Consider the following 17,268-nt stretch of genomic DNA (forward strand, 5'->3'; position numbering starts at 1 on the left):
CGGCGGGGTCTGCCTCGGGCCGCACCACCGCCTCGCATGCCGTCCCTGCCGATCCTCTCCGCCCAGCTCCCCGCCGCGCTCGACGCGCACCGCGACGCCCTGTCCGCCTGCCGGCGCTGCACCGCCACGCTTCCGCTCGGTGCCCGCCCCGTGCTCTCGCACGCCGTCGCGCCGCGCGTGATGCTGGTCGGGCAGGCGCCGGGGCCGAGCGAGGCCGGCGGCGGGCGCCCGTTCATCGGACGCTCGGGGCGGACGCTCTTCCGGTGGATCGCCTCGGCCGGACTGCCGGAAGAGGAGGCGCGCCGCGCGCTCTACATCGCCGCCGTCACGCGCTGCTATCCCGGACCGCACCCCGGCGGCCGCGGCGACCGCGTGCCGTCGCCGGCCGAGCGAGCGGCGTGTGCCCCGTGGCTGGCGGGCGAGCTGGCCATCGTGCGGCCGGCGCTGGTGGTGCCCATCGGCCGGCTGGCGATCGACCGGTTCCTCGGCGGCGAGGCGCTGTCGGCGGTCGTGGGCGAGGTCCACGACGTGGAGGTCGACGGCATCCCGACGCGGGTGCTGCCGCTGCCGCACCCATCGGGCGCCAGCGGCTGGCTGAACGCCCCCGCCCACCGTGCGCTGCTCGACCGCGCCCTGCTGCACCTGGGCGACGCGTTCCGCGCGCTCGGCCTCGTCGCGAACGCGCCGATGCAGGCGCCGGCCGGCGTGGCGGCCTGATGAGTTCGGTCGCGCGGATCGCGATGCTCGCGGTGGGCGTGGCCGGCATCGCGTCCGTGGGAATCGCCCAGCCGCCGACCGACTCCGCGCGCGTCGCTGCGGTGGTGTCGCCGCCCGCGCCGGCACCGTCTGGCGCGCCGGACCCGTGGCTCGGCAGCGACAAGGCGAAGCACTTCGTGCTCGCCGGGATGGTGCAGGGCACCGCGTTCGGCGTCGCGACGGCCGCCGGCGTCGAGGGACGGCCCGCTCTGGTCGCGGCGTCGATCGCCACAGCGGTCGTCTCGGTCGGGAAGGAGGTGCACGACCGGCGGCGCGGCGGCCGCTTCAGCGCGCGCGACCTGGCGTGGGACGCGCTCGGCGGCACCCTCTGGGGCGTCCTGGTGGCGCGCAGCGGGCGCTGACGATCGCCGACGAACGCTGACGAACGCTGACGTGGGCATCATGCCCGACGCCCTCGGGAACGCTCTATATTGTCGGGGCACGACCGGCGCCGCGTTCGGGGCCGGCCCCTCAACACTCGTTATCGGCCGCCCGCGGCCGACGGACGGGGGTCTCAGGTCATGAAAGCGCGCAACAAGTTCCTGATCGGCGGTGCCCTCGTCCTGGGCAGCGCCAGCTATCTGATGGCGAGCTCCATCGAGGACACGGGCCAGTACTTCCTCACGCCGACCGAGCTGCAGGCGAAGGTGGCGAAGGACCCGTCGTTCCGCGACCAGGGCGTGAAGGTCGGCGCCCGCGCGGTGCCGGGCACGATCGTGCGCGACCCCAGCGGGCGCTCGCTGACGTTCGTGATGGCCGACCTGCTCGACTCGACGAGGACGTATCCGGTCGTGTACCGCGGCATCGCGCCCGACACGTTCACGGACGGCGTCGAGGTCGTGGTCGAGGGGCGCCTCGGCCCCGACGGAACGTTCCGCGCGACGACGCTGCTCGCGAAGTGCGCGTCGCGGTACGAGAACGCGCCCGACAAGGACGCGCCCGGCTACAAGGAGTACCGGCAGTACAAGGGCAAGCACCCCGACGGCGTCCCGAAGACCGCCGCTCCCTCGCCACAGACGTGACCCGTGGGTGACTCGATCTCCTCGGGGCTGATCCTCGTCGGTGAGCTGTCGCTCTGGGTGGCCATGCTGATGGCCGCCTGGAGCGCCACCGTGTCGTTCGCCGGCGCCCGCGACGCGCGCGCGGACCTCGTGCACTCGGGCGAGCGCGCGCTGTACGCGACGTTCGGCTTCGTCGTGCTGGCGTCCATCGGGCTGTGGACCGCGCTGTTCACGCACGACTTCTCGATCAAGTTCGTCGCCAGCTACACGAGCGCGAACCTGCCGAAGATCTACACGTTCACCGCCTTCTGGGCGGGGCAGGCGGGCTCGCTGCTGTTCTGGACGCTGATCCTCGCCGGCTACGCGGCGGCCGCGGTGGCCAGCGGGCGCGGCGAGCGCACGCGCGCCTTCCTGCCGTACGTCACCGGGACGCTGAGCGTCGTCACGCTCTTCTTCCTGGCGACGATGTGCTTCGGCGCCAATCCGTACGAGCGCCTCGACTGGACGCCGGCCGACGGGCGCGGGATGAACCCGCAGCTGCAGAACCCGGGCATGGCGATCCATCCGCCGATGCTCTACCTCGGCTACGTCGCCACCGTCGTGCCGTTCGCCTACGCGATCGCCGCGCTGGTGACGCGCAAGCTGGACGCCGAGTGGCTGGTGCCGGTGCGCCGCTGGTCGCTCATCTCCTGGTTCTTCCTCACCATCGGCATCACGCTCGGCATGTGGTGGGCGTACGTCGAGCTGGGCTGGGGCGGCTACTGGGCGTGGGATCCGGTCGAGAACGCGTCGCTGCTCCCGTGGCTCACGGGCACGGCGTTCCTGCACTCGATCATGATCCAGGAGAAGCGGGGGATGCTCCGCAAGTGGAACGTCGTGCTGGTGGCGACGACCTTCCTCCTGTCGATCTTCGGCACGTTCATCACGCGCTCGGGCATCATCCAGAGCGTGCACTCGTTCGCGCAGTCGCCGGTCGGCAACTGGTTCGCGGGCTTCCTCGCGCTCAGCGTCGCGGTGACCGCGTACCTGATCGCGACGCGCCTCAAGGACCTCTCGTCGAAGGCCGAGCTGGAGAGCATGGTGAGCCGCGAGGCCGCCTTCCTCTACAACAACCTGGTGCTCGTCGGGATCTCGTTCTCCGTGCTCTGGGGGACGCTCTTCCCGATCCTCAGCGAGTGGGTGAAGGGCGAGAAGATCACGGTCGGCCCGCCCTTCTTCAACACGGTCAACGTCCCGCTCGGGCTCCTGCTGCTGGCGCTGACAGGCATCGGGCCGCTCATCGCGTGGCGCCGCGCGTCCGTGCAGAACCTCCGCCGCCAGTTCACCGTCCCGGTCGCGGTCGGTCTCGCGACGGGCGCCGCGCTCGTGGCGCTCGGGATGCGCGACTTCTACGCGGTGGTCTGCTACACGCTGGCGGGCTTCGTCTTCGGCACCATCGGGCAGGAGTTCTGGAAGGGGACGCGCGCCCGCATGGCGATGCACGGCGAGCACGCGGCCGCCGCGCTGACGCGCCTGATCGCGCGCAACCGCCGGCGCTACGGCGGCTACGTGGTGCACTTCGGCATGGTGACGATGTTCGCCGCCTTCGCCGGGATGGCGTTCAAGAAGGAGTTCGACGTCACGCTCACCAGCGGCCAGTCGTACGCGGCCACGGATCCGTGGGGCCACCGCTGGACCTTCACGAGCCAGGGCGTCTCGTCGTACAAGGCACTGAACCGCTACGTGACCGCGGTCGGCCTCGACGCCACGCGCGACGGGATGCGGGTCGGGATCATCACGTCGGAGAAGCGCCAGCACGTCGACAGCCGCGACCAGCCCACCTTCGAGCCGTCCACCGAGGTCGGCATCCTCGAGGGCGGGAAGCAGGACGTCTACGTCGTGCTCGCGGGCGTCACGGGTACCGACAAGGCCGAGGTCCGCATTGCCTTCAACCCGCTCGTCTGGTGGGTCTGGTTCGGCGGCATCGTCATGGGCGTGGGTGGGCTGATCGTCATGTGGCCGCAGGCCGAGCGTCGCACCGCGCGCCGCGAGAGCGGCTACGTGGCGGTGCTGCAGCCGGCCGCCGCCGGCGCGCCGCCCGAGCCGGTGGGCGCGCGATGAGTAGCCAACACCCGATGGCAGCGCCGCACTACGTGATCGGCGGCTACGCGCTGTCGCGCCGCCGCTTCCTCGCCGCGCTCGGCGCGGGCTGGGCGACGGCGACGGTCACCGCCGCCGCGACGGCGATCGCGCAGCAGGAGGCGCAGCCGCAGACGCAGCAGTCGGCCGCGTCGAACGTCGCGATGGACCAGGGCGCGGCGAAGACGGTGCGCCGTCCGCCCAAGCCGGGCGCGACGCCGGTCGTCGACGACGCCGCGCGCGACGCGCTGGAGCACCAGATCAAGTGCCAGTGCGGCTGCACGCTCGACGTGTACACGTGCCGCACGACGGACTTCAGCTGCCAGGTGTCGCCCGCGATGCATCGCGACGTGCTGTCGCTCGTGGAGGGCGGCTACTCGGCCGACGAGATCATCGCCGCGTTCACCGACACGTACGGGCAGCAGGTGCTGATGGCGCCCAAGCGCGAGGGCTTCAACCTCGCGGGCTACGCGATGCCCTTCGCGGCGCTTGGCACGGGCGCGGTGGTGGTCGCGGCACTGATCCGGAAGTGGGGCCGCCGCGCGGCGGTGGTGCAGGCGGCGCACGACGCGCGGCTCGCGAGCGCCACGGCCAGCAACGGCGCGTCGCCCATCGGCATCGACGCCAGCGCCGACGAGCTGGCGCGCCTTGAGGCCGCGGTGCGCGGGGACGCGCGATGATGCTGCTCGCGATTCCCGACGGCGCGCTCGCGCTGGGCCTCGGCACCGCGCTCGCGCTGGGCGCCGCGGCGGTCGTGCTGCGGCCGCTGCTGGGCGACATGGTGGCCGAGCCGCCGCGGCCGCCCGCGCCGCCGCGCGCCGATGCCGCGCAGGCCGGTGCGATCGAGGCGCTCCGCGAGATCGAGTTCGACCGCGCCACCGGCAAGCTCTCCGACGCGGACTACGCCGCGCTGCGCGCCACGTACACACGCGAGGCCCTGTCGGAGATGCGCGCCCGTGACGCCGCCGCCGCGGTGGCGACGCTCCCCGCGGGCGCCGAGGACGCGGTGGAGGCGGCGCTGCGCGACTTCCGCGCGCGCGCGGCCCGCTGCCCCGAGCACGGCGCCCGCCCCGAGGCCGATGCCCGCTTCTGCTCGGAGTGTGGACGCTTCCTGGGCGGGCGCTGCCCGGGATGTGGTGCGTCGTGCGACGAGCCCGGTCAGCGCTTCTGCGGCGACTGCGGGACGGCGCTGGCCGCCTGACGACCGTCGCACCGTGAACGAGGAAGGGGCCGGCTCGCGATCGCGGGCCGGCCCCTTCTCACGACGCGATCCGCGCGCAGCTCAGGCGCGTCGCCGCCGCGCCGCGATCCCGGCCATGCCCACGAGGCCGACGCCAAGCAGCGCGACCGTCGCCGGCTCCGGCACGGTGGCCTGCGTGACGCTGAAGCCGTAGCTCAGGATGCGCTGGTCGGCGGCGTTGGCTCCGGTTCCGCCGGTGAACCCGACGTACGCCTGCGGGCCGAGCACGCTGGCCAGGTTCACGTTGCCGCTCACCGTGTAGCTCTCGGCCGCGTCGACGGCGTTGATGGCCGTCGCGGTCAGCACGCCACCGCCATAGCTCAGCACGACGTCGAAGATGTTGCTCGACCGGCTGCCGAGGTTGCCCATCTGCGTGCTCGCGATGTTGCCGATCTGGCCGTTGGTGCCGATCGCGAGATCGTTGTTGAAGTACGTCTGGAGGGTCAGGGCGACGCTCGGCGTGATCGCGCCCGAGCTGGAGTAGCCGATCGCACCGCCGCCAGCGCCCAGCGCGGCCGTCCCGCGCGGGTCGCTCTGCAGGACGAGCGCGATGCCGTCCGCCTGGGTCGGCGTGCCCTGGAGCGACACGCGGAAGCCCGCCGTGAAGGCGGTGCCGGCGTCGAGCGCGAGCGGCGTCGTGAAGAAGGCGGAGCCGGCCTGACTGCCCAGGTTCGGCGTCAGCTGGAGCGTGCTGCCGCCGTCCAGGACGGCGGCGCTTCCGTTGGTGGCGATGCCGGTGAACTGGGCGGCGGCATCGCGCGCGCTCAGGAGCGTGATCGCACCGAGGGCGAGGGCGGCGCTCCGGAGCACGGCGGACGATCTCGACATGGGACGGGTGGCGTGGGTAGACGGTCCCGGCCTGAGGGCGCCGGGGTCGGTCGCGGCGCCACGTTACACATCGTTCATCGAAGGTGCAACGTGGCGCACGCACCACACCCTGACTGCGGGCGAGCCGTCCACTCAGCTCGCGCCGGCGTTCTCGCCCGTCGCCTCCGCCGCGATCCAGCCGAGGTAGCGTGGCAGCCCCGCGTGCACCGGGAGCGCCAGCAGCTCGGGCGTGTCGTACGGGTGCAGGCGGTCGAACGCCTCCTTGAGCCCGTCGAGCCGCTCGCGCCGCGTCTTCAGCAGCACGACGACCTCACGCTCGTCGGCCATCTTCCCCTCCCACCGGTAGAACGACCGCGCCGGCGGGAGGATCGTCCCGCAGGCGATCAGCCGCAGGTCGAGCAGGGTCCGGACGAACGGGACCGCCTCCTCCTCGGAGGCGAGGGTCGTGAGGACCACGACGGTGGCGTCGGGCATGGCGGCGGCGGGGACGGGAAGCCTGCGGGCACGCGCTCGTCGGCAACCTCGCCGGTGGGCCGATCCATCGCTACGGGCACTTCTCGCGGCCGCCCGAAGATTCCCCGATCCCGCCGCTTGTCTGGAGCCCGCCGGGCGGTGAGCTTACGCAGGTTATGGCAGAAGAAGCCCTGATCGTGCGCGGCGCGCGCGCGCACAACCTCAAGAACGTCGACGTCACCATCCCGCGCGACAAGCTCACCGTCATCACGGGCTTGTCGGGCTCCGGGAAGTCGTCGCTCGCCTTCGACACCATCTACGCCGAGGGGCAGCGGCGCTACGTGGAGTCGCTCTCGGCCTACGCGCGCCAGTTCCTCGGGCTGATGGAGAAGCCCGACGTCGACGTCATCGAGGGGCTCTCGCCGGCGATCTCGATCGAGCAGAAGAACACGGGCAACAACCCGCGCTCGACGGTCGGCACGGTCACCGAGATCTACGACTACCTGCGCCTGCTGTACGCGCGCGCCGGTACGCCGCACTGCCCCAACTGCGGGCGCGCCGTGCAGCGCCAGAGCCCCGTCCAGATCGCCGAGACGGTGCTGACGTGGGAGGAGGGGACGCGGCTCGAGATCCGCGCGCCGCTCGTGCAGGGCCGCAAGGGCGAGTTCCGCGAGCTGTTCGAGGGCGCGCGCAAGCAGGGCTTCGTGCGCGCCGTCGTCGACGGGGAGCTGATCGAGCTCGCCGATCCGCCGAAGCTCAACAAGCGCCAGAACCACAGCATCTCGGTCGTCGTCGACCGCCTGGTGGTGCGCGCCGAGGATCGCGGCCGCCTGACCGACTCGCTCGAGACCGCGCTGCGGCTCGCCGACGGGCTCGTGGAGGTCGTCGAGTATTCGGCCGAGGGCGCGCAGCCCGACGTGCACCTGTTCTCGGAGCGCTACGGCTGCCCGGTGTGCGGCATCTCGCTGCCGGAGCTGGAGCCGCGGCAGTTCTCGTTCAACTCCCCGTTCGGCGCCTGCCCGTCGTGCGGCGGCCTGGGCACGCGCAAGGAAGTCAGCGCGCAGCTGGTCCTCGGCGATCCGAGCATCAGCATCCTCGAGGGCGTGGTGCTGCCGTGGGGTGAGCCGGACGGCTACCTGAAGAAGGTGATCCTGCCGGGGCTCGCGAAGGCGCTCGACTTCAACCTCAACACCGAGTGGGGGAAGCTGCCCGCGCGCGTGCAGCACGCGCTGCTGCACGGCGCGGGCGACGCGCCCGCACCCGCGCGCAAGACGGCGGCGAAGGGACGCACGGCCGCGAAGGCCGCGACGACGACCGAGGTGCAGTGGGAGGGCATCCTCCGCAACGTGCAGCGCCGCTACGAGGAGACCTCGAGCGACGCGATCCGCATGGAGCTGGAGGAGTACATGGTGGCGACGCCGTGCTCCTCGTGCGCGGGGCGCCGCCTGAAGCCCGAGTCGCTCGCGGTCACCGTGAACGGCTTCAACATCGGCGAGGTCGTCGAGCAGTCGATCTCGGCCGCGCGCGACTTCTTCGCGTCGGTGCCGGTGCGCGGCGACGGGCGGCCGGGGCTCGACCCCGAGATCGCGGGCCCGATCCTCAAGGAGGTGCGCGAGCGCCTCTCGTTCCTCGTCGACGTGGGGCTCGACTACCTGACGCTCAACCGCTCGGCCGAGTCGCTGTCGGGCGGCGAGGCGCAGCGCATCCGACTGGCGACGCAGATCGGGTCGCGGCTGGTGGGCGTGCTGTACATCCTCGACGAGCCGTCGATCGGGCTGCACCAGCGCGACAACGGGCGCCTGCTGGCGACGCTGAAGCAGCTGCGCGACCTCGGCAACACCGTCATCGTCGTCGAGCACGACGAGGAGACGATGCGCGAGGCGGACCACCTGATCGACCTCGGGCCCGGGGCGGGGAAGCACGGCGGCGAGGTGATCGCGGCCGGCACCGTGAAGGAGGTGCTGCGCAACCCGAAGTCGGTGACCGCGCAGTACCTGAACGGGAAGCGCGAGATCCCGGTGCGGCCGGAGCGCCGCCCGCGCGACGCGCAGCGCGTGATCCGCGTCGAGAACGCGCGCGAGCACAACCTGCGTGGCGTCGACTTCGAGATCCCGCTCGGCTGCTTCGTGTCGGTGACCGGCGTGTCCGGCTCCGGGAAGTCCACGCTCGTCGAGGACATCCTGCATCGCGCGCTGGCGCGGCACTTCTACCGCGCGCGCACGATCCCGGGCGTGCACGACCGGATCGTCGGGCTGGAGCACATCGACAAGGTCATCGACATCGACCAGAGCCCGATCGGCCGCACGCCGCGCTCCAACCCGGCGACGTACACCGGGCTGTTCACGCCCATCCGCGAGCTGTTCGCCGAGATGCCCGAGGCGAAGATCCGCGGCTACGGGCCGGGGCGCTTCTCGTTCAACGTGAAGGGCGGGCGCTGCGAGGCGTGCCAGGGCGACGGCCTGGTGAAGATCGAGATGCACTTCCTCCCCGACGTCTTCGTGCCGTGCGACGTCTGCAAGGGGAAGCGCTTCAACCGCGAGACGCTGGAGGTGCGCTTCCGCGGGCTCTCCATCGCCGACGTGCTCGACCTGACCGTCGAGGACGCGTGCGGGATCTTCGAGAACCAGCCGCGCATCGCGCAGAAGCTCGAGACGCTGCGCGACGTGGGGCTCGGCTACATCCACCTGGGGCAGAGCGCGACGACGCTCTCGGGCGGCGAGGCGCAGCGCGTGAAGCTGGCGACCGAGCTGTCGAAGCGCGACACGGGCCGCACGCTCTACATCCTCGACGAGCCCACTACGGGCCTGCACTTCGAGGACGTGCGCCTGCTGCTCGACGTCCTGCACCGCCTGGTCGACCGCGGAAACACGGTGCTCGTGATCGAGCACTCGCTGGACGTCATCAAGACGGCGGACTGGGTGATCGACCTCGGGCCCGAGGGCGGCACGCGCGGCGGACAGATCGTCGCCGCGGGCACGCCCGAGACGGTCGCCCAGATCGACGCCAGCCACACGGGCCACTACCTGCGGCCGCTGCTGCCGGCGCTGCGCAAGCGCAAGGCGGGCTGACGCCGCAGCGGCTGTCGCGCGTGACGCACGAGGGGCCCGCATCGCGCGATGCGGGCCCCTCGTGCATGCGGTGGCGTCGGAAGCTCAGGGCACGATGCGCAGCACCTGTCCGCGGCCGGCGACGTTCCCGTTGATCGCGACGTAGAACGCGCCGTCGTCGCCGATGGCGATCGCCGTCGCGGCGGGGAGGTTCTCCGCGACGGTGGTGCGCGTGCCGTCGCGCGCGACGCGCCACAGCTTGCCGGGTCCGGCGAAGAACGGGTCGCCCGTCGCGAACTGCAGCACGTACAGGCTGCCGTCCGGGCCGAAGGCGAGGTCGGTGATGGTCTTGAAGCCCGGCGCGAACACCGTGCGTGTGCCGTCCTCCGTGACGCGGTAGACGATCGCCGTACCGGTGGTGAACGGGGCGCCGCTGAGCGTGCTCACGTACAGCGCGCCGTCGGGGCCGCGCACGACCTCGGTCGGCACCGCCTGCGTGGACCCGCCGAACGTCGGCGGCGCGGGGACGCGCGGGAACACGGCGACGAGCAACACGTCGCCCTGCATGTCGACGTGGAGCAGGTCGTTGCCGCCGGCGTCGGTCACGTACTGCCCGCCGCCTTCGGCGAGCAGACCGTACGGGTTGGAGTCGAACACCTCGCCGTCCGGATTGTGGTCCTGCTCGAAGGCGGCGATGTCCGCCACGCGCGTCCAGGCGCCGCTCGGGCGCAGGACGTTGAGCGTCCCGAATGCCGCGCCGAACGGCGCGAGGCCCAGGCGTCCCAGCGGCGGGCCGCCCCAGCCGATGGTGAAGTACAGGCTGCCCATGCCCTGGAAGTCGAGGTGCTGCGGGCCGGTGATGTCCTGCATGTCGGCGTTGTAGTACGATGGCAGGCCGCTCACGACGCGCTCCTGGCCACCACGCCCCCGCCGGCTGATCGCCCCGGTGCCGCTGTAGCAGTACCGCCCGCGGGGCAGCGGCGTGCACGTCGACGTCACCGTCGTGTTGCCGGCCTCCGTCACGTACAGCGCGCCATCGGGCGCGAACGCCAGCCCGCGCGGCGCATCCAGGTGGTCCATCCACACGGTCCGCCCGGGCGCGGGCGGCGCCTTCGCGGCGCGCAGCGCATCGGGACGCGGAGCGGCCACGCGCGCGGCGGGATCCTGGCAGGCGGCGAGCAGCAGGGCGGTTGCGAGCAGGGGAGGGAGCGGAATGCGCATCGGATGGTCCGGGTCGAGGTGGACCTGCCGTGCGCCGCGACCCCCGCGGCGCACGTGCGACCGTCCTGCAGCCGTCCGGCGTCGGATCACGGCACCACCAGATCGCCCGACTCGTCCAGCCGCAGGACCTCCCAGTCGTCGCTGGCCACGATCTGCGCGTCGATGCCCGTCAGCGCCCACCCGACGCGGTACAGCGCGCCCGACCGGGGGAAGGTCGCCGTGCCGATGGCGGTCCATGCGCTGCCGTTCCAGAGGCGGAGCGTCGCGGTGCCGGTGGTGCTGCTGCTCGAGCCGTCCCCGTCCAGGTCGATGACCAGCTCGAAGCGCTGCTTCACGTTCCGGGTCCAGGTCGCGGTCGTGAGCGGAAGGTCGTTCTGGTCGACCGGGACGCCGAACTGGATGGGACCGGAGAATGCGTTGACGCCGTTCGCGAACCGCACGCGCACGAGCGTGTCCGCGAGCACGCCGGTCGACGACGCGGAGTAGAGGTCGAAGTTGACCTTGAACGCACGGGGGCTGGTGATCGCCGACGTCCACCGGACCCGGTACGTGCCCACCGACGAGAGGGGCGTGGCGCCGCTCGTGCCACCGTAGACGAACAGGTTGCCCAGCAGCGAGAGACCCACACGCCCGCCAGCCGCGCCGCCTGCCTGGTTGATCACCACCACCTTGTTCGTCGCTCCGAAGTTCGCGATGCCCTGCTGGACCGTGATCTCGCCGGGTGACTGCTGCGTCGGGAACCAGCTGCCGCGGTTCCGATCGGGGGTGTCGGGCGCCGACCCGATCACGTCGTCCTCGAAGGTGGCCTGGAAGGCGTACGGATCGGTGGGGCCGAACAGCGAGATCTCTTCGGCGAACCCGGGCAGCGTGCCGAGGCCACCATGGCCGGCGTACGCGACCGGCACGGTGAAGGCGCGCCGTGCCGCCTGCGCCAGGCGCGTGAACCAGTTGCCGGAGGCCGCACCGACGCTCGTCTCGTAGCTGTCGATCGGCGCCGTCAGCGCCTTGTCGCAGTCCGCCATGAAGAACCCATTCGGGCCGTAGACGTCGGCACCGTAGCGCGGCATGCGACGCTGCTTCGCGAACGTCTGCGCGCCCGAGAGCTGTGCGAGCTTGCCACGGCGCGTGACGATGGTGCTCGGCGGCGGTCCGGGGATGGTGAGCGACACGGAGTCCGTCAGGTACTCGACCTGGTCGGCGAGCACGTCGTCATCCGCGATGCACACCTGCACGAGCGCTCGTGGGCCGCCAGTCGCCGCGAACTGGAACGACGATCCGGCCTTGGGGTCCACCGAGATCTCGACGCACTGGCCCAGCACGTCCTGCGCGTTCGCCGCGCCGAAGGGTTCGCAGTTGGCGGGGAATCCCGAGACGACGTACCGGGAATCATCCCCGGTCCGCGGCGGCAGCGCGTTCGGGTAGATCTTGATCCCGCTGGTGCGATCGGACGCCATCAGCTCGCACCCGCTCGCGTCGCAGACGCCGAAGAAGCCCTGGCGCTCGAACACGTCGCTCGCGTAGATGCCCGTCGCGAGCGTGCGACCGAGGTAGGGCAGCAGATAGCCGGTGTACCGGAACACCGTCACGAGATGCGCGTGCAGCGCCTTGCTCCGCACCCGGTTGGCGGCGCTCGGTACGACGAAGCCGCGCGCGCGGTAGTCCTCCACCGCGACGACGTAGTTCATCAGCCGGCGCGTGCGCTCGGCGGGAACGTCCGGGGCGGGCGTGGTCGTCGTGCAGACGGCCCGGATGTCCGCGAGGAGCCGCTTCGCCGCCGACTGCACCCGGCTCGCGAACAGCGCCTCCACCTGCGCGACGGCCGTCGCGTAGTCGCTGGCCGCGCATGCGGGCTGGACGTCCGCGGCGGTGAGCCGACGAGGTGGGCCGAGCGTCGTCGCGTCACGCGGCGGAGTGGTGGTGCGCGGCTGGTCGCCGCACGCGGCGGCCAGCAGGAGGACGAAGGCGGCGGCGATCCGCTGGGACGAGGGTCGGGACACGAGGTCTCTCCGCGCTACGAGGTTCGCGGCGGACAGGGTGTCCGCCGTGCGCTCCGAGCGTGCCGCGCCCCGACGTCGGTGGCGCGCTATCGAGCAGCGCCGACCAGCGCGGTGAAGCGCGGGTCGGCGCGCATGCCGCGCCACCACCACGAGCCCTGCGGCGACGCGAAGCCGCCGCGGTGCTCGGGGTGCGCCAGCAGGTACTGCTTCAGCAGATCGAGCGCAACGTCGCGCTCGCCCAGCAGGTCGCGCACGAACGCCTCGACGGTGAGCAGCTCGCGGTCCGGATCGACGTGCGCGTCGGCGCGCGCGGCCCGCAGCACGCGGTCGGCGCTGTCGCGCAGCCCTGCGCGGCCGATCGCCGCACCCACCAGCATCTGCGCCTCGCGCCCGACGTAGCTCCACTGGCCCTCGGGCGTCAGGCGCTGCAGGTCGGCGCGCAGCCGCCACGCCGCCGCGGCGTCGGGCGTGCGCGCGTCCGTCGTGAACAGCCACAGCTGGCAGCGCACGAACAGGTGGCTGTCCGGGAACCGCCGACGCCCCTCGTCGCACCAGTGCGCCGCGTCCACGAAGCTCTCGCCGTCGTACGCCGTCGTGTACAGGCGCCAGAGGATGCGGTCCGCGTCCGCGAGGTAGGCGTCCTCCTCGTAGGCGCGGCGCGCGGCCAGCGTCGCCTCGATGAGGTTCGGCTTCTGGTAGTAGACGCTGGCCAGCGCGCTCCACGCCGCCGCGTCGTGCGGGTCGAGCTCCGTCGCCTGCTTCAGGTCGCGCTCCGCATCGGTGAGCAGCGCGCGCGCGGCGCGCGCGTCGGGCTCCAGATGCCGCGCCCACCGTTCGAGCCGGAGCTGGCCGCGCAGCGCGAGCGCGGCGGGGTGCCGCGCGTCGAGCGCGAGCGCCTCGTCGGCCAGCCGAAGCCCGGCGTCGGTCCAGCGCACGGCCGCGACCGCGCTGCCGAGGCGCGACAGCCGCAGCGCCGTCTGGCCGCGCTGCACCACGGGCTCGGGCCACGCTGCGTCGCGCGTCGCGGCGTTCGCCAGGAGCGAGTCCGCGCGCAGGTACGCCGCCGTCGCGCCCACGGTGTCGCCGCCGCGCGAGAGCTCCGTTCCGCGCTTCGCCAGCCGCTCGGCCTGCAGCGCCATCGTCCACGCGCCCTCGTCGGCGGTGCCGCGCTGCACGGCGCGCACGCGCACCTCCTCGCCCACGCGCGAGCGCAGGAAGCGCGCGACCTGCTCCACCAGGCTGTCGCGCGCCGCGAGCGCGCGCGCCGCCGGCACCGTGAAGCTCGCGCGCTTGGTGTCCGCGCCGCTCGCGCCGTCCACCAGCCGCACGGTCACGCGCAGCGATCCACCGCGCGACTCGACGGCGCCGAGGACCAGCGTGCCCGCCTTCAGCGCCGCGGCGACCGAGTCGGGCGCCGCCGTCGCGCCGCGGAACGCCGCCACGCCGTTGCGCGACACGACGTCGAGCGCCGCGACGCCGCGCAGCTGGTCGATCAGCGACTCGGTGAGGCCGTCCGCGACCGCGCCGAGCGAGCCGTCCGGGCTCAGGTCGTCGAAGTACAGCACGCCGAGCCGCTGCGGGGGCAGCGCGTCGGCCGTCGTCGCCCCGAGCGCGCGCGCGTCGCCGTTGGCGAGCAGCCACCACGCGCCGGCGGCACCCGCGGCGGCGAGGATGCCGACCAGCGCGACGGCGGCCGCCATGCGCAGCGTCCGCACCTTCCGGCCGACCGGCTTCCGCCGGCGCGACCGGTTGCGGCGGTCCGCGCGGCCGAGCGAGCGCCCCGCCGTGGCCAGCGAGTGCTCCAGCGCCTCCGCGAACTCGAGCGCGCTCGCGAACCGGTCCGCCGGCACCTTCGCGAGCGCGCGCAGCACGGCGTCCTCGATCTCGTCGGGCACCGTGCCGCGCACGACGGTGATGGACGGGACGTCGCCGAGCATCTGCCGCGCGATGATCGCCTGCGCGGTCGGGCCCGCGAACGGCGGCTGGCCCACCAGCATCTCGTACAGCACGCAGCCCAGGCTGTACACGTCGCTGCGGCCGTCGAGCGTGCGGTCGGCCATCGCCTGCTCGGGGCTCATGTAGACCGGCGTGCCGAGCGTGACGCCCGTCTGCGTGAGCCGCCGCTCCTCGGCGCCGCTGATCGCGTGCGCGATGCCGAAGTCCGCGAGCCGCGCCTCGCCGTCCTCGAGCAGGATGTTGTCGGGCTTCACGTCGCGATGGATCACGCCGTGCCGGTGGGCGTGGTCGAGCGCGCGCGCCACCTGGCAGGTGATCCGCACCGCCTCCTCGACGCCCAGCATGCCGACCGCGTGGAGCTTCGCGGCGAGCGTCTCGCCGGCGACGTACGGCATGACGAAGAACAGCGTCCCGTCCGCGCCGCCGAAGTCGTCGATCGGCAGGATGTGCGGGTGGCTGAGCCGCGACGCGATGTCGATCTCACGGCGGAAGCGCTCGATGCCCAGCGCGGCGCCCAGCTCCGGGTGCAGCACCTTCACGGCCACGTCGCGTCCCAGGCGCACGTCGTGCGCGAGGTACACGGTCGCCATGCCGCCGCGCCCCAGCTCGCGATCGAGCTGATAGCGCTCGCCCAGTGCCGTCTGCAGATCCGCGGCGCCCGTCGTCATGCCGACTCCTGGCTGCGGGCCGGAGCCCCAGCGGCGCGCGCGGGACGCGTCGGGCGTCGGGCCGCGGCGCGCGGTGAGGCTCGGTGATCGCCGCACCAAACAGGGGGCGGCCTTGCGAAGGTAGGAAGCGTGCGAGAGCCTGTCCATAGCGCGAACGCCCGCGGTGCGCACGCGCTAGATTCGTGAACGAACCGTTCGCCTCGATCCCGCGCCACGCTGCACCACGCTGCAGCACGCCGTCACACGCTGCATCACGCCGCGCCACGCATGGTCTCGCTCCTCGACATCATCGGCCCCGTCATGGTGGGGCCATCCAGCAGTCACACCGCCGGCGCCTGTCGGCTCGGGCTCCTCGCGCGCTGCCTCGTGGGCGGCACTCCCGAGCACGCGCGGATCGAGCTGCACGGCTCGTTCGCGCGCACCGGTGAGGGCCACGGCACCGACAAGGCGATCGTCGGCGGCCTGATGGGCTTCCGCCCCGACGACGAGCGCCTGCGCACGGCGCTCGACATCGCCGATCGCGAGGGCCTCGACTTCCGCTTCGAGAAGACGACGCTCGGCGAGGAGAGCGAGGTGCACCCGAACACGGTGCGCTTCACCGTCGCGCGCGGCCAACGCGAGAGCGTGATGGTCGGCTCGTCGCTCGGCGCGGGGCGCGTGCTCGTCACCGAGATCGACGGCTACCCGGTCGAGGTCACCGGCAACTACCACACGATCGTGCTCGTGGCCGAGGACGTGAAGGGCTCCATCGCGCGCATCGCGACCATCCTGTCCGAGCACAGCCTGAACATCGCGACGCTCAAGGTCTCGCGGCGGCAGCGCGGCGGCGACGCGTTCATGGTGTTCGAGATCGACGAGGCGCCCGACGAGCGCGTGCGCGACGAGATCCGCACGCTGCCCTGGGTGCGCTGGGCGTTCCGGCTGGACAAGGTCGGGGCCTGAGGCCGGCGGCACGGGCGCGCGGTCTGCGCAGCTCGGGACGGCCCGCGTCGATCGACGCGGGCCGTCCGCGTTCCGAGCCTGCCCGCATGCCCGATCGCGCCCCACGCGTGTCCGTCGTCGTCGCCGCCTTCGTCGCCACCGCGCGGCAGGCGCGGCTGCTGGACGAGACGCTCGCCACCGTCGACGCGCAGGAGCATCGCCCGCACGAGCTGCTCGTCGTGGACGACGGGTCGCCGCTGCCGGTGGCGCCCCTCGTCGCGCGCCACGCGCGGGCGCGCTGCCTGCGCCAGGACAACGCCGGGCCGGCGGTCGCGCGCAACGTGGGCGTGCGGGAGAGCGCGGGAGATCTCCTCGTGTTCCTGGATGCCGACGACCATCTGCATCCGCACGCGCTCACGGCGGGGCTGCGCGCCCTCGACGCGCGCCCCGAGTGCGTGATGGTGGTCGGCCCGCGCGACGAGATGTGCCACGACGGTCGGCCGACCGACTTCGTGCCCGTCCTGCCTCCGGTCGACCGCGACCTGTACGCGGTGCTGCTCGACTTCACGTGGTACGTCATCCCGCCGTCCAGCTGCATGGTGCGCCGCGCGGCGTTCGACGCGGTGGGCGGCTTCCGCGATCCGTGGGGCGCGGACGACCTGGACTTCTACCTGCGCGTGGTGCGGCACGGGCCGGTCTGGTGCTACGGTGGTCCGCCCGTCACGCGCTACCGTCGGTATCCCGAGAGCTCGTCGCGCGACGGCGCCCGCATGCTCCACAGCGTGCGCGTGGTGTACGAGCGGCAGCGGCCGATCGTGGCCGGTGACCCGGTGCTGGAGGCGGCCTTCGCGCGCGGGCTCGCGCGGCTGACCGACATCTTCCAGCGCGCGCTGATCGAGAACGTCGCCGTTCGCCTGGCCGCCGGGGACCGCGACGCGGCGCTCGCCAGCGCGCGGCTGCTGGAGCAGGAGAACCCCGCGCTGGCCGCCGCGGCGCTGGACCCGGCGCTCCGTCGCGCGGCAGGCGCGCGCGCCACTGGCTGACCGCCCCGCCGTCGCGCGC

At 73.0% G+C, this 17,268-nt stretch carries 14 protein-coding genes; 9 read left to right on the forward strand and 5 right to left on the reverse strand.

Annotated elements, in window-relative coordinates:
• Positions 1–36 precede the first annotated feature (36 nt).
• The 6 genes from rosag_RS12975 to rosag_RS13000 all read left to right on the forward strand — a co-directional run bounded on the left by rosag_RS12975 (position 37) and on the right by rosag_RS13000 (position 5,076).
• Positions 37–717, forward strand: coding sequence for a uracil-DNA glycosylase (locus tag rosag_RS12975; protein ID WP_284350574.1), 681 nt, complete (start codon positions 37–39; stop codon positions 715–717).
• A complete protein-coding gene (locus rosag_RS12980) occupies positions 717–1,118 on the forward strand; it encodes a YfiM family lipoprotein (RefSeq protein ID WP_284350575.1) in 402 nt (133 codons plus the stop codon). Before rosag_RS12975 ends, rosag_RS12980 begins: the two co-directional genes overlap by 1 nt.
• 159 nt (positions 1,119–1,277) lie before the next feature.
• Complete coding sequence (locus rosag_RS12985; RefSeq protein ID WP_284350576.1) at positions 1,278–1,778, forward strand: cytochrome c maturation protein CcmE; 501 nt, start codon at positions 1,278–1,280, stop codon at positions 1,776–1,778.
• A gap of 3 nt (positions 1,779–1,781) precedes the next feature.
• The gene (locus tag rosag_RS12990) at positions 1,782–3,857 is read left to right on the forward strand and encodes a heme lyase CcmF/NrfE family subunit (RefSeq protein WP_284350577.1); all 2,076 of its coding nucleotides are present in this window, start codon (positions 1,782–1,784) and stop codon (positions 3,855–3,857) included.
• A gap of 14 nt (positions 3,858–3,871) precedes the next feature.
• Entirely contained in the window at positions 3,872–4,555 is a 684-nt protein-coding gene (locus rosag_RS12995) for a cytochrome c-type biogenesis protein (protein WP_284350578.1), read from the forward strand.
• Positions 4,552–5,076 carry a zinc ribbon domain-containing protein gene (locus rosag_RS13000; RefSeq protein ID WP_284350579.1) on the forward strand — a complete coding sequence of 175 codons (525 nt, stop codon included), beginning with the start codon at positions 4,552–4,554 and terminating at the stop codon, positions 5,074–5,076. The genes rosag_RS12995 and rosag_RS13000 overlap by 4 nt, the downstream gene beginning before the upstream one ends.
• An 81-nt stretch (positions 5,077–5,157) precedes the next feature.
• Here the strand turns inward: rosag_RS13000 and rosag_RS13005 are convergent, their stop codons facing one another.
• Both rosag_RS13005 and cutA read right to left on the reverse strand, forming a co-directional pair.
• On the reverse strand, positions 5,158–5,943 hold the full coding sequence (locus rosag_RS13005) for a PEP-CTERM sorting domain-containing protein (RefSeq protein ID WP_284350580.1): 786 nt from the start codon (positions 5,941–5,943) through the stop codon (positions 5,158–5,160).
• Positions 5,944–6,075: 132 nt separating this feature from the next.
• The gene (gene cutA, locus rosag_RS13010) at positions 6,076–6,417 is read right to left on the reverse strand and encodes a divalent-cation tolerance protein CutA (RefSeq protein WP_284350581.1); all 342 of its coding nucleotides are present in this window, start codon (positions 6,415–6,417) and stop codon (positions 6,076–6,078) included.
• A gap of 155 nt (positions 6,418–6,572) precedes the next feature.
• Between cutA and uvrA the strand changes: the two genes are divergently transcribed.
• Positions 6,573–9,464 (forward strand): excinuclease ABC subunit UvrA, encoded by a 2,892-nt coding sequence (gene uvrA / locus rosag_RS13015; RefSeq protein WP_284350582.1) that lies wholly within the window; start codon positions 6,573–6,575, stop codon positions 9,462–9,464.
• Positions 9,465–9,548: 84 nt separating this feature from the next.
• Here uvrA and rosag_RS13020 read toward each other — a convergent pair whose 3' ends face one another.
• From rosag_RS13020 to rosag_RS13030, 3 genes are all read right to left on the reverse strand, one after another.
• A complete protein-coding gene (locus rosag_RS13020) occupies positions 9,549–10,664 on the reverse strand; it encodes a ScyD/ScyE family protein (RefSeq protein WP_284350583.1) in 1,116 nt (371 codons plus the stop codon).
• 86 nt (positions 10,665–10,750) lie between these two features.
• Entirely contained in the window at positions 10,751–12,661 is a 1,911-nt protein-coding gene (locus rosag_RS13025; protein WP_284350584.1) for a hypothetical protein, read from the reverse strand.
• An 86-nt stretch (positions 12,662–12,747) separates the two neighbouring features.
• Entirely contained in the window at positions 12,748–15,285 is a 2,538-nt protein-coding gene (locus rosag_RS13030) for a protein kinase domain-containing protein (protein WP_284350585.1), read from the reverse strand.
• Positions 15,286–15,552: 267 nt separating this feature from the next.
• Between rosag_RS13030 and sdaAB the strand changes: the two genes are divergently transcribed.
• Positions 15,553–16,227 carry an L-serine ammonia-lyase, iron-sulfur-dependent subunit beta gene (gene sdaAB, locus rosag_RS13035; RefSeq protein ID WP_284350586.1) on the forward strand — a complete coding sequence of 225 codons (675 nt, stop codon included), beginning with the start codon at positions 15,553–15,555 and terminating at the stop codon, positions 16,225–16,227.
• 86 nt (positions 16,228–16,313) lie between these two features.
• Entirely contained in the window at positions 16,314–17,249 is a 936-nt protein-coding gene (locus rosag_RS13040) for a glycosyltransferase family A protein (protein WP_284350587.1), read from the forward strand.
• The last annotated feature ends 19 nt before the right edge of the window (positions 17,250–17,268 follow it).

Origin of the sequence: Roseisolibacter agri (assembly GCF_030159095.1) — a bacterium.
In the GTDB taxonomy this organism is placed as follows: Bacteria; Gemmatimonadota; Gemmatimonadetes; order Gemmatimonadales; family Gemmatimonadaceae; genus Roseisolibacter; species Roseisolibacter agri.